This window comes from Thalassotalea ganghwensis (assembly GCF_053485795.1).
The window spans coordinates 1-22,298 of sequence record NZ_JBQRUM010000011.1; the positions used below are offsets into that span (position 1 = coordinate 1).

Consider the following 22,298-nt stretch of genomic DNA (forward strand, 5'->3'; position numbering starts at 1 on the left):
CAAAGAATCAAATTGATATTCGCTTGGGAAGACTGTTCAGCACGCTATCGCTATATAATGACTGCTTAAGAATCAACATGGGCTTTGAACTAACCAATGAAGTCAAAACAGAGTTAGGGAAGTTGGTGGGGGCGATCAAGCAAGCATGCTGACCCAGTTCCTAATGAAAAGAGGCAAGTCTTACTTTTTTCCCTAAAAAGCTTTAGTACTCAAAAACCATAATTTTGTTATTTGATTGGATACTGCTTGAAACTCATTTTGGGGCACAAACAAGTTAGCTGAACGTCCGCTTTGTAGAGTTCAGCCAATAGCACCAAATTAATATCACCGTCTCATGCTCGCTCATAGCTGCCTCTCAGAATAAATAGAAGTTGATGAGCGAGTAAGTTTTAAGATCAGCGATATTGCCCAATAACATTTTCAATGGTCATAATGCCAAACATGACTTTACGAATAAATGATTCAGAGCTACCGACAAGATTAAAGTTGGGGTGTTGTTTCCAAACCTTTTTGAGCTTTTTATCAAGTTCAATTGCGACTTGCTCTGATTCGTTACGGATGGGGTTGTTACTGCGAATACTTTCACCTGATCTCGCTGCGGTTTCGAAGAAAATCACAGCATCATAACGTGCAAACTCTTCTTCCAGTGTGGTATTCATTTCTCTAAAAAAGTCTTCTTCACTGTCTGGCCAATAAGCGAGGCCATCCAATGTGCCACGGTCGCAAAGGATCAAGCACTCAGGGTAAGTAGCGCGTTGAATATCTTCTAAGTGTTTTTGTAAACTAAATATGGCTGATTGCTGTGCTCTTAATACGGCATCATCTTTACTTCTTTCAATTCCGCCGCTAAACATCATCGTCGCGGACTCTGGAACAGAGGCAATTTTTCCGCAAAATTCCCGACGGATTAAGTCTAAAGCGGTAGTTTTACCACCACCTGGACCACCGGTAATTACAATTCGCTTTTTCATATTTGATACGTTCATCGATATTTTTAAGTTTTTGCTTTTAAATTTACATTACCATAGTTCTGCGTCGCTGGTTAACAAAACTAATCAGATAGTCATTAGGTTAAATTACTATTGTTTAGTTGTGAATAAGCCCATCTAGCGCCTTAATCGCAAAACTTGGCAGTGCGAAAGCCGCGCTGTGGATTTTGTCGTTATAGTAATCAAAGGTCATATTCGATTGTTGATACCTTTCTAGCGAAAAATCGTCAATCGGGTGATATTTCTTTGAAGCAAAGGTAAAGCTCCACAGGCCGCCAGGGTAGGTTAGGTTACTAAAGCTATATAAAAAGCATTTAGGAAATACATTATTTAACACTGAAAGTAAGGATGCTTGAATATCGGCAGCATACCAAGACGATTCACCTTGAGAAACGACAATACCATCATCTGCCAAGCATTTAAAAACGTCCTGATAAAAGGCTTCGCCAAACAACGGCTGGGCAGGGCCAATAGGATCAGTACTATCGACAATAATCACATCGAAGATTTCTTTTGTGCTGTTAACATACTCAACACCATCACCGATAATTAGTTCAATTTTATCATCGGATAACGCTTTGGAAGTTTGAGGGATAAATTCTTTACAGGCATCAACGACCATGGCATCAATTTCAACCATTACGCATTTTTCGATACTCGGGTGCCTGATCACCTCGCGCGCTGTTCCTCCATCTCCGCCACCGATAATTAATACCTTCTTAGGTGATGGATGAACAAACAAAGGTACATGAGTGATCATATCGTGGTAGGCAAATTCATCTCTTTCGGTAACCATAATAAGGCCATCATTTAATAGCATTCGTCCATGACCTTTGGTTTCAACAACATCAACGGTTTGATAGTCACTTTTACCTGAGAAAAGTACGTTTTCTACTTTAAAACGTACGCCAAGAAAGTCTTGAAACTTCTCTTCGACCCAAAGATTAGAGTACATGGTCTGTTCCTTCTGTATTTAATGACACGGGAGAGGTGAAATTTGTTTGCGGCTTTATAAAATTTGCGAAGTTAACGTAATAGCCATTAGATAAGGTTTTATCAACTAAGGATTTACTGACATAACCCAATTGATAAAAGTCAGTAATATTCTCTTTAAATGAGGTTTCGTTAAAGCTTAATAAATCAAACGATAATGGTGCGAGAATTTCTATAATTTTAGGTGCAAGTTCAATTAAGTTGATACTTGATTCGAAACTTACATAGCTGCTGTCTGCTTGTGGCGTAACGTGAATGGTGAAGTAATCATCATTTCGTAGGGCATTTAAAGAGTAACCAAATGGCGTAAAGACAAAATCATCAATTTCAAAATTAGGCAGTAGTAAATCAAGTTGTAAAAACTCTCGAATTGTTGGTGCTGAAATGCCAGGCGTCGTTAGCACTTTTGATGCTTCGTTGCTAATTTGATAAGCGAGAAACTCGTAGGTTTTGTCATTAGGGTTAGCTTTGAAGTCATATTCATAATGAAATAGAAAGTTATGGTGGCCATCTAACTCGCCAAACCGATAGGCTTCACCAGTTATCATCGTTGATAACTTTTTGATGTCATCACCAAAACAACTTGGCTGAGCGTGAGAAAAATACTCATTTTTTCGTTGATAGGTGACTTGTTTTAGCACGCGTTGAGAATAGGTATTAATAAAAAACTCTACGGAGTTGATTAATTGTGTTTCCCCACACGTTAAAATTAAGAATCGATCGTCCCAAACAAATAAGCTGGATTCTGATAGCAGAAATGCTTTGCAGCTTTCATTGGTTATAGACGATAAAATTTGCGCGTGACAATGTTTAACCAAGTTGTGCCAAAAATTGTCATCGACATCATTTAGTAAAGAAATCTCGTGCGGGTTAACTTGTATTTCCGCTTTTTTTTCTGCGCCTTCAAAAAACAATGGTCTTTCCTCTTAGAGTTACCTATACATTATATGCCAAATATGCCTTTAGGTAGCCTAGATTTTCTCTAATTAACTCAGTTTGTTGGAATAGATTAACACGGTATTATAACTTGCGGTTATTGTTAGTTAAAAATTGTCGTACAGTTCTTCAAATATCACTATACTTTACTGTGTTAATTTGCATAATAACGCTTCAATTTTTTCACCAAATTTGAGTACTTAACGTGGCCAAAATAAAAAACACCTCGATTACTTTAGTTAACGATATACAGTTATTTGATTTTGCTGAGGCTGGAGATGGGTTATATCAAGATACAATACATCTAATTGGTTTTGAGTTTGACGGCACCGCATGCTTTAGAAAAGGCACAAAGGCTGGTCCAAATGCGTTAAGGAATGTCTCTGATGGGATAGAGTCTTATTCGCCTTATTTAGATAAAGACCTTGAGGATATTAGTTTTTATGATTTAGGAAACTTGGCTATTAGACCTAAGTTGAATGATCTTATTCAGTATAGCGAACAAGAGACTCAGCAAATGATCACCGAGCAATGGCAACATGCAAGTGATGATTTTACTGCGCTTTTCGAAGACGTTGATTTAAGTAAAGACAAGGTGAAGGTGCTGACCTTAGGTGGTGAACACTCAATTTCATATGCGCCGATAACAACCTATTTGGCCAATTACGAAGATCTTGTTTTAATACATTTAGACGCTCACGCTGACCTTAGAGATGGTTACTTGGGCTATCACTACTCTCATGCTTCAATCATTCGTCGAGTTTTAGATCACTTTAAATCGTCTCATCAGCTCATTCAGTATGGCATTCGTTCGGGAACTAAAGATGAATATCAATGGATGAAAGCTAATAAGACCTTGTGCGAATCAAGAACTGAGTTTTTACAAAAAATCGCTGATATTCCAGCAGACAGACCAATTTATTTAACCTTAGACTTGGATTACTTTGACCCTAGCTTTATGCCAGGCACAGGTACACCAGAACCTGGTGGTGAAGATTTTCATTCGTTTATTAGCCTCTGTAAGTTATTAAAAGATAAAAACTTTGTTGGTTGTGATGTGGTTGAATTATCACCTGAAATTGATAGTAGTGGTAATAGTGATGTCTTTGCAGCGAAAGTTGTTCGAGAATTACTATTAACGATGGCTAACTAGCAACAGCTCAGCTGCCAGTTTAATGATTTTCATTTTAAATTGACTAAATCTTTTTCTTTGGTAGTAATTTATTGATTTCTCGTTATTATTGTTTAGGCGTATTTTGGATGCGTTAAAAATAATAAATGAGGATTGTTTTCCTATGCGTATAGCACTAGGTCTTTTTGTTACTTTTCTATGGCTGACATTGAACGTAGCTAACGCTGAAGTGGACTACGTTAGTTTAAACGAAATAGAGTCAGCCGAACGACAGCCATTATTTTTGAGAATTAATCTCGTAGAAAAAGGTCGCAGTTTACCTTTGCGATTTACCTTAGCATCTGAAGGTGTTGAAACAGAAATGGCTTACCATCGCCTAAATGATTTTATGGTTCGTTTGGCGAGTCAACGACATGTTCAAGGTCAAGCTACCGTTTATATTTATCAATTCGATGGTAAAGAGTGGGCTAGAGTTGCCTCGGTTGATGTGTCAAACGACCTAAAGCCAAGAAACAATGTTCAACAAGCTCCCACTCAAATAGCTGCAAGTCCAGCAACTGATCATCATGCGCAATCCCAAAAAGACAACCCAGAGAAAAAGGATACCGCAGTTCAACAAATTAATGACGATTGCATGCTTTCACGCACCCCTAAAGAAACATTATGGAGCATAGCAAGTCGCTATAAAGCACAATGGAAAACCGACGTTTTTAGTGCCATGCTGGCAATTTTTCAAAGTAATCCAACTAAATTCAATAATGGACATATTAATCAATTAATCGATGGTGTTCAGTTAGCTTGCCCTCAAAGAAAAACACTAGAGATGATGGGAGATAAAGAAGCAATGCGAACTGAGTTCTTTCGATTAAAGGCACTAAAACCATAAGGTTGTAGGAATTGTTAGTTACTTGTATGCTCATTGCTATAGTTGGGAAGCACTCGCAATGATTGCAGTTTTAAGTGTTAGAACTAAGCAACGAGTAGTGGAAATAAGGAGAAGTAAATGACAATCATCCCATTGGTAGGCGGAGCTTTGTTTGCAGTTGTTGGCGTGTTTGTATTGGTTGATCATTTTCGCTTTACTCGCAAAGCGACGAAAACTAAAGCTATAGTAACTGATTATCATCAATATCAATCTAAAGATACAGATAATATGATGCGAACTTTCTATAAACCATACTTTGAGTTCGCGGTTTCGGGAGAGCACTATCGAGTAAAATCAAGATTGTCTTTTAGATATAAGAAGTTTCCGATAGGTCAACAGATTGACATACTCTATATTGAAGGGGATGAGAACAACGCTAGGATAGATAAAGGCTCTAGTGTTGTTTTTGGACTTTTTTTTGTTGGCTTATCACTGCCGTTTTTATATTTAGGTATCGTTAAATCGTTTATATAACCAATAAACGTAGAACGCAGAGATACCCTAAATGACTGGTACTAAAACTTACATTCGCTTGGCATTGTTGCTGGGAACCATTGTTTCGTTATTTTTTGTCCTGTGGATACAGGTTAAAGCTTGGCCTATTTTTATCCAGACATTGATACTGTTGTGGTTCAGTTTATCAATACCACTGACTTTAACGGTTATGAATGGAATTTATCGCAAATCAACCTGAGTCGAATTGTTAAAATATTAGAAGAAGCTCAATAATCGTAGCGATTAACTCGTAAAAGCTTTTTTTTAGATTCGCTTAAGCACATTTATTTTTGATATTTGCTCCTGTGGATTAACCAAACACTGCTCACGCCGCTTTGCTTTTCTCATAAATTTCCTAATGCTGAAAAACACACAAAGGTTAACGGCCCCTGGTTTTAGGTTTTTGATCTACAATCAAAAGTGCGAAAAGTTGAATCCGTGACTATCTTTAATGTTGTCAATAAACGATTAATTCACTTAAGTCATTAAGTAAGCCATTAAGTTTACGCTCTGGCTATGTTTAGCGTTTAATCATAGCTTAGCCATGACTCTCTTTAGTTTTAATTTTAAAGAAAAGTTTTTATTAATTAACGTTTTTGAACTTGATACACGTTACGCGCGTAAAAGTACTGATTCTTTGAGAAATAGATGGAAACACTATGTTTGGATTTCAGTTAAAGGCCGATTCATTCGCTGAACAGATTTTAGATAAAAGTATTGATGCGGTTATCGCCATCGATGACAACAACAATGTGATGTATTTCAACCAAGCGGCTGAAAAACTTTGGGGATATACCAAACAGGAAGTGATCGGTAAAAATGTAAAGATGCTTGTACCAACAGAGCATCGTGATAATCATGATGGCTATGTTAATCGTCACAGAAAAGAAGGGAATGATAAGTTAGTAGGCTCAACCATAGACCTTTATATTGAAAACAAACAAGGCAAGGTTGTTTGGTGTTCGTTATCGTTATCTAAGTTTACCTACAACAATAAGCAGTGCTATTCGGCCATCGTGAAAGATATCAGTGCGCAACGCGAAGCTCAGCAGTTAATCGATCAAACCTTAACTCAATGCATTGATGGTGTTGTTACTATTGACGAAAACAATAATGTCGTCTTTTTTAATCCAGCAGCAGAGAAAATATGGGGGGCTCCCAAAGAAGACGTCATTGGTAATAATGTCAAGATGCTCGTGCCAGCGCATATACGTCCTCATCATGATAGCTACGTAAATCGTAATCGACAAACCGGCCAGAATAGATTGGTTGGGACCGCTTTAGAGCTACAAGTTGAAACATTAGATGGACGAGATATTTGGGTGGCGCTTTCCCTTTCAAAAATAGAGCTAGACAACAAAATTTTATATACCGCTTTTGTTAGAGATATCACTGAGGCATATTTAGCTAGACAGGCGTTTAAACGATTATCTTTGGTCGCAAATAACACCAGTAATGCTGTTATCATCACTGATAATACCGGGTTAATTGAATATGTGAACCAAGGGTTTGAGAGTATTACCGGTTATAGCTTAGATGATGTTAAAGGTAAAAAGCCTGGCGATATACTTCAAGGTGAGCACACCGATCCTGAAACGGTTCAACGGATCAGCAAACGCTTAAGTGCAAAACAGTCGTTATACGAAGAAATCCTAAACTATGATCGCCAAGGAAAACCTTATTGGATATCGCTTGCGATTGACCCAGTTTTTGATGAAGGTGGGCATCTTACGCATTACATTGCTATTCAAGCTGACATCGACAAAACAAAACGAAAATCGCTAGAAAATGACATTAGAATGAGCGCTATCAATGATAGCAGTTTAATGTTAGAAACCGATGCTCACGGTCATATTATTACTGCTAACTCTCAGTTTTTGCACTCGATAGAATGTGGCTCCACCTCACAGGCTAAAGAGATCATTCCATCAGTTAGTCAACTCATTGGTAGTGATAAATGGAATGATATAATTAAAGGCTCTCCAGTAACTGCAGATGCAAACGTTACGTTGAGAAGTGGTTCGTCAATACATTTAGTGCTTGAGGCTACACCAATTACTAATGTTTATAATGAAGTGGAAACAGTATTAATATACGCAGAAGACGTTTCTCGAAAAAATGCCGTTATTTCTGAAACTCATGCAGCAATGTCACAGGTACTTGATCGCATTAGTAGTATTGTGCAATCTATCAATAACATCTCAAATCAAACCAACCTGTTAGCCCTTAATGCGGCAATTGAAGCAGCTCGTGCTGGCGATGCGGGTCGAGGTTTTGCTGTCGTAGCGGATGAAGTTAGAAATCTTGCGCAAAGCTCTGCTGAGTCTGCCGAGCAAATCGGATCGTTAATAGAAGAAACTAAAGGACACGTCGATCAATTATCTGACTACCTAGGTAATTCATAAAGCGCGATTTCCTTTCAGGTAATAGGGTGTAGAGTCGATAACCTATTACCTGAAACTCAATTAGTAAATATCGGCAGCATTTCTAAAAGCTGACGTTACTTCAGCAATATCTGCTTGATTTTGTTGATAGTTCACATAATTTCCGAGCTTCGTCACTTTTTGGTCACCTTTTTGAGTGCTTGTTTCATCATGCTTCTCTCTAGATTAACTTAGATGGAAGATGATGATGAAACGAAAACATCTTTGGGGTAATACTCACAAGATTATCAGTGTAGTTTTTGCAGCTTTGCCTGTTTGTTCAGCAGCAGCGAATGTAGTAGTTGATGGAAAAATTACCGAACAAGAATGGCAGGGGGCGCAAGTTTTTTCAAATTATGTACAAAGTTTCCCCAATACCGGAGAAAAGCCCAAGTATCCAACAACAACTTACCTTATAACCGATGCTGAAGGTATATATGTTGGTTTTAAGAACTATCAACCTCAGCGTTCAAGAAAGTACAGTGGACACGACCAATACACCAGTGCTGACTTTAATATGGTCTTTATTGATTTTAACAATGATGGTGATACCGCCTATGAGTTTGTCGCTACTCTAGGTGGGGGAACCATGGATGGTACCTATAGTCGAGGAAATCAATCGAATAGAGATTGGGACGGGGTATGGCAAGTGCATGTTAGTGAGCAGGATGACTATTGGTTTAGTGAGTTTTTTATACCATGGACAACGGCAACCTATCGGGAAGAAACCGCAGAAAAACGAAATGTTAGTGTTTATTTTCAAAGACAAAATGTCATTGACTCTCAAGCTTACTCATTTCCTGATACGCATCGAGGGCGTAAAAACTTTACTTATGAGTTCGCTACGGTTGCTGTTGATAACGTTAAAGGACAAAACTTTGATTATGGATTATATAGCGCAGCACATTACAACGTGTTAACTGAGCAAAGCGAGAGTAATATTGGTCTAGATATAACGTGGAAGCCGAAAACGAACCATCAGTTTATTGCTACGGTTAATCCAGATTTTGGTACCGTCGAGTCAGATGAATTAATTGTTAATTATAGTGCGGTAGAAACTTTAAGAACCGATAAACGTGCATTTTTCACAGAAAATCAAAGTCTATTTGATGTTCAAGGGCCGAACAGTTTGCAACTTGTCAATACACGACGCATCGGTGCTAACGCGCAGCAGGATGCGAGTAAAATTCATGACATCTCTTATGCGGGTAAATATATTTATAATGGTGACCTGATCAACGCAGGCATATTATTAGCCCAAGAAGATGATGTTGTTGCGAATGATGGCAAAACATTTTTTAGTGGTCGTTGGTATAAAAGTTTGGATGAAATGAGTTTTGGGCAGCTAGTCAATTATGTTGATAATCCAGCTAGTGATATCCAATCGATAGTGGTTAATCATGATGGTCGTTATCAGCTTAACGATGCAGTGAATTTATTTGCCAATTTTATTTACTCACAACGTCAATCTAATCAAGAAAATAACGATATAACTGAAGTGGGAAAAGGGGCTACCCTAAAAGCAAGCTATGTGCCCGTCAGGCACTGGCAGAATAATGTTGAGTGGACTTACTTAGATGATACCCTAGATATTAACGCCTTTGGCTACCAACAACGAAATGATATTTCGACGTTACTTATTTCTAGCCAATATGATGATTATCAATTTGCTCAATCTAGCCCCGTATTAAGAGCAAGAGCCTATGGGGAGTATAATTATCAACGTAATACACAAGGAACAAATCTAAGAGATAATGCATACGCCAGTTACTTTATTCGTTTAAAAAGCGGTCATAACTTTCGAGCTGGGTATAGATACCATGATGCCGGTTTTGATGATTTAATTACTCGTCAAAATGGCATGATCTATCGCTCGTCTCAACAAGACTTTCACCTGTATTATCAATCTCCAACACCCGCTAACTTTTCATTCAACGCGATGTTTAATTTCTATCAGGAAGGGGAGCATGATTGGGCTAACAAACTGTCAATTAATACCAGAACCTATTTTAGCGATACGATACGTTTAGATGCCAATTACACCTATATTGATAGTGATGATTGGTTAGTAGGCAATCTTGATGGTGAGGTGAAACGTTATCAACGTTTTATGAATAAAGCTTATCTTAAATTGGTCACTCGCTTATCAGAGCGCTCCGATCTTACGCTAACCACCCAGTGGTTCGGGATAAAAGCTAATGGGCTTGAGAGTAATGACCCTCAGTATCTTCAAGGAACTGATTTTAATACGAGTCAGTTTGCTCTACAGGCAAGATACCGATACTTATTCGATAATGGTTCAAGCTTATATTTTGTTTATTCACATAATGGCATAGACAACACGTTAGCAGAGCAAACAGGCTTTCGCGATTTATTATCAAACGCTATAGCAAATCCAAACCAAAAAAGCGTCACGGCGAAACTCAATTGGCTATTCTGACCTAGAGCGTGTTGATCTCTGCGGTACAATTTTTGTTCGAATTAAACGTGATTTAATCGAGGCGTAGCGAATACAGTATAGTTATTCTATGCTAATAAGTTACAACAAAGCGTAAATCACGTTTAAACGAATCCGAAGGACAGCGCCCATTTAAAATTTCTACTTCGTTATTGCCTATTTATGGGGAATAACCACATGACATAGGCTCTGTCTTGTATAAACTTCAAATGAGCTGCTGCAAAAATGTACATCAAAGTTCAACACGCTCTAGCATTGTTAATTAGGGGAATGCTCAGTCCGGTAAGTGAAGCTGGTAGATATTAGCTTCACTTTGGCTGACTTTTTGATATAACAATTGACCATTTGACGTTACTTTAAAAGACAAGCCCCTTAACGCTTTGTTTGAGAGCAGCGTTTTTTCTTGACCTTGACTGTTGATAACAAGTAGTTCGCTTGTCTGTTGATCAAAAAGATACAAATTATCTTGGTGAACTTGCCAATACCTACCGTGTACCTGATCAGAGACTTGTTTATTAAACTTTAGTTGACTGTCGTATTGTTCAAGCGATTCGTTTAATGAATCTGATACGTACCAAAAGTTATTAACATATTGTGCAGCACCGACATTGGTTTTTAAGAGCTGTTGATCGTGATCATCAATATGATAACTGAACAGTGTATGACTCTTTTGATCGACAAATGCAATGATCTGATTAGACAGCCATTGCCAACTACTGCTATGTTCAGCATTTAGAGAGAGCTCGATAACCTGATGAGTTTCGCTATCAATAATATCAATACTGCTGTTCCTTTTTACTAATATATGGCGATTGTTGGGGGCCCAAACAATGTCATAAATATAACTTGCCCGAGCAAACGTAGTCAGTTGAGTAAACTGGTCGTTTTCATCTTTTAACCAAATTTGAGCAGATCCTGTGCGTTTTGAAGCAAAGGCTAGCTTTTTACCGTTTGCTGATAAAGCCGCGCCGTAATCAGGGAAACTGGAATTCACCAACAGCGTTTCATTACCCTCAGTTAACAAAGCAATGTCGATATCAATGGCACTAATCGCATATTCAATAGTTTGATGATGTTGATTTGCACTAATATCAATAATAGAGCCAAATGAGGTACTGGCGATAACCCGTTCATCGCCGTTTAGCAATTGTTGGATCAGTTGGTGTGCTGGATGCTCGCTTAAATGGAAGAACCCTTGACTATCTTTAGCCCATCTAACGTCACTAATTAGATAAGGAATAAGTTTCTGATAACGAAGAGCTTGAGTGTTTACGTCATATATCGCAATGCTGGTATGGTCATCGTCAATATTTAAGGTTAGCCACATTTGCCCATTTGGAGACGGGGCTTGGTAAACGGCATTGGTCGCTATAGTTTGTAGTTGCTGGCGCTTTTTATCGTCAAGCGTGTACCTCCAGCTACCGGCATTATCAATCCAAATAACGCTTTTCCCTTGGTCTTGAACAAAAACTTCTACTGGCTGATTCGAAATACACGAGGTGATTGGAGAGCTTATTTTTTGCTTCTCGGTTGAACCTAGGTAAATTAAACACTGTCCATTGCTGTCGATATCACTGTAAATAAAGCGATTGTCGCTGATATTCAGCCAATAAGGTTTACTTTTTCTGCTATTTATTGGGGTGAGTAAGGTTGCCGTTGCATCATTGAGTTTTTTATAAAATATCGCGTAACCTTGGTTTGTCTCTCCAACAAACAATAATTGCGAATTATCAGCGTGAAGATGGCCGCTAAACTCTCTTCCTTCACGATAAGTTAACGCTTTAGGTTGGTAAGCTTTTTGGGCAGTTGCTTGGCGCTGTTTTTCGTCGCTTGATGACCATAAAGTTATGACGGCGAGACAAAGCAAGAGCAAGATAACAAAGGGTAATACTGTGCGTTTGTTCGATGCCTTTTCTTTATACTTTTTATCACTTTTATTTGATTGTGCAAGGTTACTAAGCTTTGATGCTTCTTCATTTAACAGTGTGTTTAGTGAATTAGTCACCACCGCATCCGATAAATCCTCTTGCTGGATATCTGATTTTACCTGTTCAAAGTGAGCAATGAATTGATAGCCTTTTTTCGGAATAGTTTTTATATAAAGTGGGGCTTTCGCATTGTCATTTAGGGTTTTTCTTAATCGGGTAATCGCTTTACTGATGGTATTGTCTTCAACAACAACGCCTTGCCAAATAGCGTCGGCTATCTGATCGCGCGTTAATACTTGCCGATGATGGGTCAGTAAGTATTCTAGCAATTTTGCTTGTTGATGCTCTAAGTGAATAGTGGCATCTTGCGTAGTTATTTGCGCATGTTCTTTATCGAAGGTAAAAGGTCCAAACTTTATTAACTCTTTTTGCACGTAAGATAACCTTCATTTGCTATCAATCCTATGGTTGGCAAAGATATCAGGTAACCGTCTAAAGATCACTTAATCTGGCTAATTTCATTGAATTATATGTTAGCCGATTTAAATTTTAGTTTATTTCAAGTTTTCCAAGACTAATGCACTAAAAACACCGATAATAGCCGCTAGTTTTATATAAAAAGGCTCTTTTTTGAGCTTCGCGTTAACGTTGGAACCTTGCCATGGAAATCAAAGTAAACTTTCTCGATAATTTAAGACTTGAAGCAAAGTTTGACGACTTTACTGTTATTGCAGATCAACCTATTCGATACAAAGGCGACGGCTCAGCGCCTGGGCCATTCGATTATTTCTTAGCGTCTTCGGCTATGTGTGCGGCTTACTTTGTTAAAGTCTATTGTAACGCTAGAGATATTCCGACAGAAAATATTCGCCTTTCGCAAAATAATATCGTCGACCCTGAAGATCGTTATAAGCAAAAGTTCCAAATACAAGTTGAATTGCCAGAAGATATTTCCGAAAAAGATCGTCAAGGTATTTTGCGCTCAATTGATCGTTGTACGGTAAAACGTGTTGTACAAACAGGACCAGAGTTTATTGTTGATATTGTCGAAAACCTTGAGCAAGACGCACAAGCGATGTTAATGACCGGACCTGATGTCGAAACATCGACCTATATTTTAGGGAAAGACCTTCCGTTAGAGCAAACCATTAAGAAAATGACAGAAATTTTAGCCAACTTAGGGATGAAAATTGAAATCTCGTCATGGCGTAATATTGTGCCTAATGTTTGGTCACTGCATATTCGTGATGCCGCTTCCCCCATGTGCTTTACCAATGGTAAAGGCGCAAGTAAAGAGAGTGCGTTATGTTCAGCTCTGGGTGAATTTATTGAACGTTTAAATTGTAACTTTTTTTACAATGATCAGTTTTTTGGAGAAGAAATCGCCAATAGTGACTTTGTTCATTATCCCAACGAAAAATGGTTCCCACTAACTGAAGATGATGCATTACCTGAGGGGGTATTAGATGAGTACTGCTTGTCGATTTACAATCCTGATGGCGAATTGCGTGGCTCACACTTAATTGATACTAACTCAGGTAGAATTGACCGAGGTATTTGTTCGATACCTTATATTCGACAGTCAGATGGTGAGACCGTTTATTTTCCGTCAAACTTAATTGAAAACTTGTTTTTAAGTAATGGTATGAGTGCTGGTAACAACATGCATGAAGCGAAAGTGCAATGTTTATCAGAGATTTTTGAACGTGCGGTTAAAAAAGAAATTATCACTCAAGAAATTGTTTTACCTGATGTTCCTCAGCAAGTATTAGAAAAATATCCTAATATTTTAGCTGGCATTCAGGGGCTTGAAGAGCAAGGCTTTCCTGTTGTTGTGAAAGATGCTTCGTTAGGCGGTCAATTTCCCGTTATGTGTGTCACACTCATGAACCCAAGAACGGGAGGTGTATTTGCTTCATTTGGTGCGCACCCAAGCTTTGAGGTGGCACTTGAGAGAAGTTTAACAGAACTGCTACAAGGTCGCAGCTTCGAGGGCTTAAATGATGTACCTAAACCAACGTTTAATAGTATGGCGGTATCAGAGCCAGAGAATTTTGTTGAACATTTTATAGATTCGACAGGGGTTATTTCTTGGCGTTTCTTTAGTAGCAAAGCCGATTATGAATTTGTTGAGTGGGATTTTTCAGGTACTAATGAACAAGAAGACCACACCCTGATGGATATCTTACACCGCTTAGATAAAGAGGTGTACGTGGCGGAGTTTAATCAACTCGGCGCTTCAGCTTGCCGTATTTTAGTTCCTGATTATTCTGAAGTTTATCCTGTCGAAGATTTGATTTGGGATAATACCAATAAAGCATTGCACTACCGTGAAGATATTTTGTCGCTACATCGGTTATCAGAAGAGCAACTCATTGATTTGTTTGAACGCCTTGAAGAGAGTCAGCTAGATAACTATATCGATATACGCACCCTGATTGGCATTGAGTTTGACGAAAATACGGTTTGGGGGCAGTTGACCATTTTAGAGTTAAAAATTCTCATTTGCCTTGCAGTAGGTGAGCTCGAAACTGGACTCGAGCTAGTTGGGGAGTTTCTGCAATATAACGATAATACCGTTGAACGGGGCCTGTTTTATCAAGCGGTTCATGCGGTGTTAGAGGTTGTCTTAGATGAGGAACTTGAGCTAGAGCACTTTTTAACTAACTTTACCCGTATGTTTGGTGAGCAAGTCATGGAAAATGTCGTGGGGTCGGTTGATGGCAGCGTGAAGTTTTATGGGTTAACCGAAACCAGTATGAAGCTCGAAGGTTTGGACAAGCACTTGCGCCTGATAGAAAGTTACAAGAAACTTCATCAAGCTAGAGCAGGGCAGTAAACTGATACTTTGCTTCTTTTCAACGTCGTTTTAATTTTTGCGGTCAGATTCGATTAATATATTGATTCTGACCGTTGTTTTCTTACTAAGAAGCTCTCTGGCTAAATGAACTAACTAAACAGTACTATTTTCCAAAACGAATCTTGGCTTGTTTTAACGTTGTTAAGAATACAGAAAAAGCACATACTCCTGCACAAATAAAAACAAGTTGAAAGTTTGTTACCGAAGGCCTGTTCGATTGTGTTGAATAGATGAACTCACCTATTAGCTCACCAAGCGTAAATACACCTAGAACAACTAAAATAGGGCATACGATTAACGTAAACCAAAACCAAATGTTTTTAATGTTTTTCATCCGTTCTTCTTATTTGTATATGGGCAGGCTATGCTGCAACTTAAGATCTGACATAACAGCTAAAATAACCAATGCTTAGCCAAAAGCCAAGGGTTAAAGGTTATTTGCTTATCGGTTTGTCAACCAGCAGCTCATCAAAAGATCTTTCTTACTTTAGGGTGCTTTTTTGATGAGTATTCATGGTAAATGTCGACTAAATACTTTTCTAATTCACTCTCGTCGATATCTGAAGGAATGATCACATCATAGACTCGTGAGCGAATACCCGTATCAGATTCATTAAATAACCCCAGCTCTGCATAAGGAATGCATTTCTAACGTCTATTTTTACTAACTTCTGCGTTATATTGTCGTGAAATAGCTGGCTATTCCTACAACAATACGCCTTGAATTAAGTCAAAAATAGCTCGCTAGAAAGTTAATTTATACTTAAGTGTTTGATTTTATTTTTTTTGTGCTATTTCTTATACAAACCTGAGGTTAAATAGCTGCCACTCATTTTCTTTTTGTATGACAGACATTCGTTTACCAAATACGTCAAACTTGATAACCATATTGAATCCTCCTCGATTGATAAACCGTGGTTAGGCACTGTTAGCCTTTGCGAGTTCGGTTGCAGCACAAACATATGCCCAAGCATTTGTTCCTGATGTAAAACGACCAAGAACACGGATATATTCTTTTACTTCATACTCATCAGCTTGAGCAAGCTCTTGGGGCGTTATCTCAAAGACCGTCCCTTCGACGATATCACTCTCATTCCCTGTAAATTTAAGAATAGGGTGAATATCTGTTCCGCTGGTTGCGATCACTGAAGGATCGTTAATTTTTATTTCAGATAGGACATAACCGACTAAGGCATCTTTCTGCCCACTTAACCTGCGGCCAAATGTTTCATGTTGTACGTTTTCCATTTGTAACGTTCCGTATGAAAATAGCTTTTCCATATTGTCTAACCTTGATGAATATAGTGAACTTGATTTTATCTACAATAGTGTGCTTTAAAAATATCTAAATTACCAGAATTATCGAAATATTCAATTTGTTATTGTAACGATTTATTTAAAGATTGGGCTATTTAAATTTTGCAATCAACGAGGGACAGGCTTGTATTTTTGTTATGTTGTACTACAGTACAAATAGAAAGCTATAGTAACGAATAGAATGGGAAAAGGATTTTATGTCTAATGATGCCACTAACGAAATAACGATACCTTCCTCTATCCTCACTCTGATTAATGATGTGCAAAAAGAATTAGAGTTACCCCACTCAGTATTTGATAGCCGCTTTATGGATCAGTTACTGATTGCTGCACTTCTAAAAGGTAAAAGTGCAGAAGTGAAAGAAAAAGTGACGCAAGATTTCGATCGTTATTCAAAGCAATTAGCGCAGGTTGTGCAATCAAATAAGGATTAATCGAGTGTCACTTGGTCGTATTAAACCCTGAAGAAACGAATTCTTCGTTGCAAATTTGTAGCTAGCTCAGCTAACTCTTGCCCAGCTTGCTGTGATTGCATCGCCTGATCTTTGTTATCAAAAGCAGCATCTCTAATATTGACGATATTCTTACTAATATCAGTCACCACCATACTTTGTTGCTCAGAGGCACTGGCAATATTATTATTCAAATCGTTGATATTTTTGACCGCGGCTAATATTGCTTTTAGCGCTTCACTTGAATCTTGTGCTGTCTCAACATTTTTGTAGGCGGTATCGACACTGGTACTCATCGAATCAACTGATTTTTTTGCTCCTCGTTGAATTTGTTCAACAATGTTTTGAATTTCTTCTGTTGATGAATGGGTTCGTGCGGCTAAAGAACGAACTTCATCAGCAACAACAGCAAATCCTCGACCGTGTTGACCGGCACGTGCTGCTTCGATGGCGGCATTTAATGCCAAAAGGTTGGTTTGCTCTGCGATGCCTTGGATAACATCTAATACCGCGCTAATATTATTACTTGCGGCGGAAAGCTCATCGATGGCGCCGGAAGTTTCTTTGATTTGCTCAGCAAGCGTGTTGATGTCGCTGATAGTACTTGCAACAATTTGCGTACCATTTTCCGTCTGATTTTCAGCCTCTTGAGCGGCATTTGCGGCTTGCTCTGTACTGCGAGCAACTTCTTTAACTGATTGCGTCATTTCTTCCATGGCTGTTGCTGCTTGCTCAGTTTCGAAAGTTTGTTCTTGGATCCTTTGCGCTGCGTCGGTCGAACTTGCTGATAATTGCTCAGAAGCTGCTGATAATTGATCTGAAGCTGCAGCAATTTCAGTAATGGTGGTTTGAAGTCGGCTAATAACTTTATTGAAACTTTTGGCAATACCGCCAATTTCATCACCACGTTTTTCATTTAAACGCACCGATAGATCGCCATCACCCAATTGGTCCATCTTATCAATGATATAGTTCAATGGTTTTATCACGATTTGCTTACTCATTATGGTAAGCGTTGTGGCAATAATCGCTGCTACGACGATAATGGCGATAGCCAACATCAGCAGGTTACGCCAAATAATATCGTTAACCTCTTCAGAAGAGTAAGCACTGATAATACGAAAATTCCATGGAGTAAAGTTCAACGATTCAACAACCCAACGGTCATCTTTAGTACTCAGTATCTGACTAATGTCACTGGCATTGACATGAGCGGAGTGCATCACAATCCTATTATTGTCATCAACAAGCGCAGTGAATCCGTTTGATAAAATAGTGACAGGATCTATTGCAGCTTTTAAGGCATCAAGCTTGGCTTCGAAACCGACATACCAAATGCCAATGGTTTCATTTTGACTGTTTTTTATCGGTTCGTAAGCTGACAAATAAGGCTTGCCTAATATATCAACTTTACCGTAATAACTCTTGCCATTAACGATGGCGTTATAAGCCTTGCCGCTGGGATTGAGCTCTGTGCCAATTGCACGTTGGCCATTACGAATAATATTGGTCGAAACGCGAATAAACTGTTGTCCTTTTCTGACAAAATAGGTGGCAGTTCCGCCGCTTTCCCTGGCGATGTAGTCAACCAAATCATGGGTATTTACAACGCTTGTGCCGTCAAAATTAAGATCCGGTACTTGCAGATCCTTTACTTGCTTGGTTCCTGAAAGGCTTGCGACGCCCAACGCCCGACTTTGCTGTTTAAAATAGCTCATTGCCAATGACACTTTTTCCATAATCAAGGTGTCGGTTGACGTTAAAAGCCTTTCAGTTTGAAGATTAATATCAAGCACTTTTTGCTTAGCGAAATTGTGTTTGTCGGTAGAAATTGTCTGTCCCGACCAAACGCCAACAATCAGGCTAATTATCGTAATAATACTGCATACACCAAGTGTAAATTTATTCGATATAGACATGGTTGAGATTCCATTATTGTTTGGACACTCGCTGTATTACGAAAGCGATTCCAACTTAGATCATCTTACCATTACAGTAAGTAGGGTTAAATTCGAGACCCACTTAAGATGACATAGCTTTTGAAAATCAGTGCAATTCATATAGCTAGAACTGTAATTAAACGCAAATTGCTTTTATTTATATTTTGATATCGGTAACGTAACGACAGTTAACTCATTATTAGGAATTTGTCATGAAGCATGTTTTAGCTTTTTTCGCGATTATATTCACTTTGGTTGCATTTTACGGATCTGCAAGCGAACGGACTGCGTTTACCATGGCGAGTGATGGGCCGTTACCATCTTCACAACAAGGGCTTACGCTAGAGCATGTTGAATTGCACTTTGAAATTTTTCCAGACAGTAAATCAATAGCGGGTAATTCGACGCTTAGATTAATTAGCCAAAAACCTCGTCAACAAGTAGGGATTAACTTAGATAATTTTTTTACTATCAGTAGCGTGAGCGTTAATGGTAGCGAGCTTAATAAAACACAGTATAAAAATCCACAAGGGTTGCTACTGATAGAGCTACCACAATCGATACAAGGTGAGTTTACATTAGACATTAGTTATTCGGGGTCACCGAGAGAGGCGGTTAGGGCGCCATGGGATGGTGGTTTTGTTTGGTCAAAAACCTCAAATGGCGACGATTGGATTGCAACTGCTGTGCAAGGAGAAGGATGTGATTTATTTTGGCCATGCATAGATAATCCGATAGGTGAGCCAAAAACAACAGACATTTATATCACTGTACCTAAAGGCTTAGTTGCTGCATCCAATGGTAAGTTAACCTCAATTACTCATACCGACGAAACTTCAACTTATTTTTGGCAGGCACTTTCACAGCTTAATACATATGGTGTGGCGATTAATGTTGGCCCTTTCGATGTCATTAAAACTGAGTTTATAAGCCAATATGGCAATACGATTCCGGTAGAATTTTACTACTTACCAGAGAATAAAGCACAAGCAGAGCGATTGACCCAAGAGCTCATTGATATTACTCGATTTTTTGAAAGGAAAATTGGTCCGTATCCCTTTGCTCAAGACAAAATTGGTATAGTCGAAACCCCTCATTTGGGGATGGAGCACCAAACGATAAATGCTTACGGGAACCACTATAAAGCGGATAAGTATGGTTTTGATTGGTTATTATTTCACGAGTTTGCTCATGAGTGGTTTGCTAATCAGCTAACCAATAAAAATGCCAATGCGATGTGGCTTCATGAAGGCTTTGGCGCATATGTTCATCCGCTTTATGAAGAATATTTACATGGTCAGGTTGCCTACATGGCACATATGTATGATATGCGCCTGAAAGTACGCAATAAAGCGCCAATTGTCAGTAAAAAGCTGCTAACAGTAGAGGGAGTATATCAAGAAGAAAAAGGAGGGCCAGGCCCAGATATCTACGCCAAAGCTCCTTGGGTCTTGCATACGCTACGTAACTTGGTTGGTGATGAACTATTTTTTAAAGCCACCACAGAACTCGTTTATGGTGTTGCGGACCCCAAACCCGGAAAAATCAATCCAGTTCTGGCTGATACAGAAGACTTTTTGAATATTGTTAATCGTTTAACCGGGCAAGATTATCGTTGGTTTTTTGATGTATATTTTTATCAAGCGAAATTGCCACAGGTTGTGCAAAAACGTGGTGATGGTAAGCTAACCATTGAGTGGCAAGTACCAAACAACCTTCCGTTTCCTATGCCTTTAGAAGTCTCGGTTAATGGTAAGTTGAGTAAGTTAGACTTAACGTCACCTAAAAGCATTAGGGTTAATCCTCATGATTTAGTGATTATTGATCCGTTAAGTAAAGTGCTGATTGAAAAGCCACATATTGCTAAATATCAAGCATTTAATGCAAAAAGGTAAGGGGAGCATAGTGTTAAAAGTTCATTTAACATGAACGCATTGAGGTTTAAGGTATTAGCAACACTTAACGATAAAACGATAAAGTAAAGCTACGATTTTAAGCCATGTTCTAAAGCTGCCAACAGTATAAATGCTTTGGATTTAGCTCATGGCTTATGGCTTATCATTTAATGATTCTTGCGCGAAAACTCTTACCTTTCATTTTTCCTTCTGAGATGATTTTTACGGCTTTTTTGGCTAATGGTGCTTGCACCGCAACATAGGCTTTTAATGGGAACATTTGGATCTTACCAATCGCATTGCTATCAAGTTGTTTATTTGCCGTCAACGCGCCTAAGATATCCCCTGGACGTAACTTTTGCTTTTTACCACCATCAATTTGAATGGTTGCCATATTAGCGGTTAATACCGGTTTGTCTAAAACGTCGCTGCTAGGCAAAGGCTCTGGTATCACTTCAATGTTTAAATATTGCTCTAAACGGATCACTTTATGAGCTTCTTTGGCACTAATTAACGAACAGGCTATGCCTGAATTTCCTGCGCGGCCAGTACGGCCAATGCGATGGACATGAATTTCTGGATCATGAGCAATGTGGTAATTTATCACCATCGCAATATTATCGATATCAAGTCCTCGCGCTGCTACGTCAGTTGCCACTAGAATATTGATACTTTTATTTGCAAAGCGCACTAACGTTTGGTCACGATCACGTTGCTCCATATCGCCATGCAATGCTGCGCAGCTAAAACCGCGATTTATCAATGAATCGGCTAGGGCCTGAGTTTCCAACTTAGTATTACAAAATATGGCGGTAGACTCACTTTGATATTGTTGCAGCAATAATGCTACGGCGGTTAAGCGTTGGTCATTATTGTCTACTTCAAAAAAATGTTGGCTAATGCTGGCATGGCTATGACTACTTTCTACCTTAATTAATTCAGGTTGTCGCATGATCTTGTTTGCCATTACTTGTATTTGCTCTGGAAAAGTCGCGCTAAATAACAGCGTTTGGCGCTCTTTCGGGCAACATGAAAAAATGAGCTCTAGTGCTGGCTCAAACCCCATCTCAAGCATACGATCAGCTTCATCAAGTACCAAAGTATTTAACTCTGATAAATCTAAACGTTGTTTACGTAAATGATCTTCAATTCGCCCAGGCGTTCCTACAATGATATGAGCACCGTGTTCAAGTGAACCAATTTGAGGGCCCATAGGCGTGCCACCACAAAGGGTTAATACTTTGATGTTATGAATCGCTGCCGCAAGTTTTCTTATTTCTTTTGCTACTTGATCGGCTAGCTCTCTGGTTGGGCATAACACTAACGCTTGCACACGAAAACGCTTAACGTTTAGACTGTGAAGTAAACCCAGTGAAAATGTTGCTGTTTTCCCTGAACCGGTTTTTCCTTGACCAATAATATCTTTTCCAGCCAGCACTTTAGGTAATGCTTGATGTTGAATAGGGGTCATTTCGGTATAACCTAAACGAGTTAAATTATCGACAATTTCAATATTTAGTGGAGTGTTGGTAAAAGATAAAGCAGACAAGAGTAG

At 38.7% G+C, this 22,298-nt stretch carries 19 protein-coding genes; 9 read left to right on the forward strand and 10 right to left on the reverse strand.

The genetic code is table 11. The features are described 5' to 3' along the window. Positions 1–395: 395 nt before the first annotated feature. From ACSLUH_RS12055 to ACSLUH_RS12065, 3 genes are all read right to left on the reverse strand, one after another. Positions 396–971: an AAA family ATPase gene (locus ACSLUH_RS12055; protein WP_448567305.1), complete on the reverse strand. Its 576-nt coding sequence runs from the start codon at positions 969–971 to the stop codon at positions 396–398. Between the two features lie 115 nt (positions 972–1,086). Next, positions 1,087–1,944, reverse strand: a complete 858-nt coding sequence (gene speE / locus ACSLUH_RS12060) for a polyamine aminopropyltransferase (protein WP_448567307.1) — start codon at positions 1,942–1,944, stop codon at positions 1,087–1,089. Then, positions 1,934–2,896 (reverse strand): adenosylmethionine decarboxylase, encoded by a 963-nt coding sequence (locus tag ACSLUH_RS12065; RefSeq protein WP_448567309.1) that lies wholly within the window; start codon positions 2,894–2,896, stop codon positions 1,934–1,936. Before ACSLUH_RS12065 ends, speE begins: the two co-directional genes overlap by 11 nt. A 227-nt stretch (positions 2,897–3,123) precedes the next feature. Here ACSLUH_RS12065 and speB point away from each other — a divergent pair, with 227 nt between their 5' ends. The 6 genes from speB to ACSLUH_RS12095 all read left to right on the forward strand — a co-directional run bounded on the left by speB (position 3,124) and on the right by ACSLUH_RS12095 (position 10,333). Continuing rightward, positions 3,124–4,071, forward strand: coding sequence for an agmatinase (gene speB, locus ACSLUH_RS12070; RefSeq protein WP_448567311.1), 948 nt, complete (start codon positions 3,124–3,126; stop codon positions 4,069–4,071). Positions 4,072–4,213: 142 nt separating this feature from the next. Further along, positions 4,214–4,936 (forward strand): FimV/HubP family polar landmark protein, encoded by a 723-nt coding sequence (locus ACSLUH_RS12075; protein WP_448567313.1) that lies wholly within the window; start codon positions 4,214–4,216, stop codon positions 4,934–4,936. Between the two features lie 117 nt (positions 4,937–5,053). Next, positions 5,054–5,449, forward strand: a complete 396-nt coding sequence (locus ACSLUH_RS12080; protein ID WP_448567315.1) for a DUF3592 domain-containing protein — start codon at positions 5,054–5,056, stop codon at positions 5,447–5,449. Positions 5,450–5,569: 120 nt separating this feature from the next. Beyond that, positions 5,570–5,704: a hypothetical protein gene (locus ACSLUH_RS12085; RefSeq protein ID WP_448567317.1), complete on the forward strand. Its 135-nt coding sequence runs from the start codon at positions 5,570–5,572 to the stop codon at positions 5,702–5,704. A 425-nt stretch (positions 5,705–6,129) separates the two neighbouring features. Beyond that, positions 6,130–7,875 carry a PAS domain S-box protein gene (locus tag ACSLUH_RS12090; RefSeq protein ID WP_448567319.1) on the forward strand — a complete coding sequence of 582 codons (1,746 nt, stop codon included), beginning with the start codon at positions 6,130–6,132 and terminating at the stop codon, positions 7,873–7,875. Between the two features lie 220 nt (positions 7,876–8,095). Beyond that, positions 8,096–10,333: a DUF5916 domain-containing protein gene (locus ACSLUH_RS12095; protein ID WP_448567321.1), complete on the forward strand. Its 2,238-nt coding sequence runs from the start codon at positions 8,096–8,098 to the stop codon at positions 10,331–10,333. A 292-nt stretch (positions 10,334–10,625) separates the two neighbouring features. On the opposite strand, the gene ACSLUH_RS12100 is transcribed toward ACSLUH_RS12095, so the two are convergent. Then, complete coding sequence (locus ACSLUH_RS12100; RefSeq protein ID WP_448567323.1) at positions 10,626–12,713, reverse strand: winged helix-turn-helix domain-containing protein; 2,088 nt, start codon at positions 12,711–12,713, stop codon at positions 10,626–10,628. Between the two features lie 227 nt (positions 12,714–12,940). On the opposite strand from ACSLUH_RS12100, the gene ACSLUH_RS12105 reads away from it, so the two are divergent. Further along, entirely contained in the window at positions 12,941–15,118 is a 2,178-nt protein-coding gene (locus tag ACSLUH_RS12105) for an OsmC domain/YcaO domain-containing protein (RefSeq protein ID WP_448567325.1), read from the forward strand. A gap of 124 nt (positions 15,119–15,242) precedes the next feature. On the opposite strand, the gene ACSLUH_RS12110 is transcribed toward ACSLUH_RS12105, so the two are convergent. From ACSLUH_RS12110 to ACSLUH_RS12125, 4 genes are all read right to left on the reverse strand, one after another. Next, positions 15,243–15,473 (reverse strand): hypothetical protein, encoded by a 231-nt coding sequence (locus tag ACSLUH_RS12110; RefSeq protein ID WP_448567327.1) that lies wholly within the window; start codon positions 15,471–15,473, stop codon positions 15,243–15,245. Between the two features lie 134 nt (positions 15,474–15,607). Next, positions 15,608–15,781 (reverse strand): DUF7661 family protein, encoded by a 174-nt coding sequence (locus tag ACSLUH_RS12115; protein WP_448567536.1) that lies wholly within the window; start codon positions 15,779–15,781, stop codon positions 15,608–15,610. A 156-nt stretch (positions 15,782–15,937) separates the two neighbouring features. Beyond that, the gene (locus ACSLUH_RS12120) at positions 15,938–16,027 is read right to left on the reverse strand and encodes a DUF7661 family protein (RefSeq protein ID WP_448567329.1); all 90 of its coding nucleotides are present in this window, start codon (positions 16,025–16,027) and stop codon (positions 15,938–15,940) included. Positions 16,028–16,057: 30 nt separating this feature from the next. Beyond that, positions 16,058–16,420: a gamma-glutamylcyclotransferase family protein gene (locus tag ACSLUH_RS12125; RefSeq protein ID WP_448567331.1), complete on the reverse strand. Its 363-nt coding sequence runs from the start codon at positions 16,418–16,420 to the stop codon at positions 16,058–16,060. A gap of 233 nt (positions 16,421–16,653) precedes the next feature. Here ACSLUH_RS12125 and ACSLUH_RS12130 point away from each other — a divergent pair, with 233 nt between their 5' ends. After that, positions 16,654–16,890 carry a hypothetical protein gene (locus ACSLUH_RS12130; RefSeq protein WP_448567333.1) on the forward strand — a complete coding sequence of 79 codons (237 nt, stop codon included), beginning with the start codon at positions 16,654–16,656 and terminating at the stop codon, positions 16,888–16,890. A 20-nt stretch (positions 16,891–16,910) separates the two neighbouring features. On the opposite strand, the gene ACSLUH_RS12135 is transcribed toward ACSLUH_RS12130, so the two are convergent. Then, on the reverse strand, positions 16,911–18,827 hold the full coding sequence (locus ACSLUH_RS12135) for a methyl-accepting chemotaxis protein (protein ID WP_448567335.1): 1,917 nt from the start codon (positions 18,825–18,827) through the stop codon (positions 16,911–16,913). Positions 18,828–19,060: 233 nt separating this feature from the next. On the opposite strand from ACSLUH_RS12135, the gene ACSLUH_RS12140 reads away from it, so the two are divergent. Then, a complete protein-coding gene (locus tag ACSLUH_RS12140) occupies positions 19,061–20,743 on the forward strand; it encodes a M1 family metallopeptidase (protein ID WP_448567337.1) in 1,683 nt (560 codons plus the stop codon). 163 nt (positions 20,744–20,906) lie between these two features. Here ACSLUH_RS12140 and dbpA read toward each other — a convergent pair whose 3' ends face one another. Continuing rightward, entirely contained in the window at positions 20,907–22,292 is a 1,386-nt protein-coding gene (gene dbpA, locus ACSLUH_RS12145; RefSeq protein WP_448567339.1) for an ATP-dependent RNA helicase DbpA, read from the reverse strand. Positions 22,293–22,298: the final 6 nt, after the last annotated feature.

Bases quoted from the DNA above. Each gene is read 5' to 3' on its own strand.
- ACSLUH_RS12125 (WP_448567331.1), bottom strand. From the start codon at position 16,420: ATGGAAAAGCTATTTTCATACGGAACGTTACAAATGGAAAACGTACAA.
- ACSLUH_RS12095 (WP_448567321.1), top strand. From the start codon at position 8,096: ATGATGATGAAACGAAAACATCTTTGGGGTAATACTCACAAGATTATC.
- ACSLUH_RS12120 (WP_448567329.1), bottom strand. From the start codon at position 16,027: ATGGTTATCAAGTTTGACGTATTTGGTAAACGAATGTCTGTCATACAA.
- ACSLUH_RS12055 (WP_448567305.1), bottom strand. From the start codon at position 971: ATGAAAAAGCGAATTGTAATTACCGGTGGTCCAGGTGGTGGTAAAACT.
- ACSLUH_RS12135 (WP_448567335.1), bottom strand. From the start codon at position 18,827: ATGTCTATATCGAATAAATTTACACTTGGTGTATGCAGTATTATTACG.
- ACSLUH_RS12140 (WP_448567337.1), top strand. From the start codon at position 19,061: ATGAAGCATGTTTTAGCTTTTTTCGCGATTATATTCACTTTGGTTGCA.
- ACSLUH_RS12090 (WP_448567319.1), top strand. From the start codon at position 6,130: ATGTTTGGATTTCAGTTAAAGGCCGATTCATTCGCTGAACAGATTTTA.
- ACSLUH_RS12075 (WP_448567313.1), top strand. From the start codon at position 4,214: ATGCGTATAGCACTAGGTCTTTTTGTTACTTTTCTATGGCTGACATTG.
- ACSLUH_RS12080 (WP_448567315.1), top strand. From the start codon at position 5,054: ATGACAATCATCCCATTGGTAGGCGGAGCTTTGTTTGCAGTTGTTGGC.
- speE (WP_448567307.1), bottom strand. From the start codon at position 1,944: ATGTACTCTAATCTTTGGGTCGAAGAGAAGTTTCAAGACTTTCTTGGC.
- ACSLUH_RS12130 (WP_448567333.1), top strand. From the start codon at position 16,654: ATGTCTAATGATGCCACTAACGAAATAACGATACCTTCCTCTATCCTC.
- ACSLUH_RS12110 (WP_448567327.1), bottom strand. From the start codon at position 15,473: ATGAAAAACATTAAAAACATTTGGTTTTGGTTTACGTTAATCGTATGC.
- ACSLUH_RS12105 (WP_448567325.1), top strand. From the start codon at position 12,941: ATGGAAATCAAAGTAAACTTTCTCGATAATTTAAGACTTGAAGCAAAG.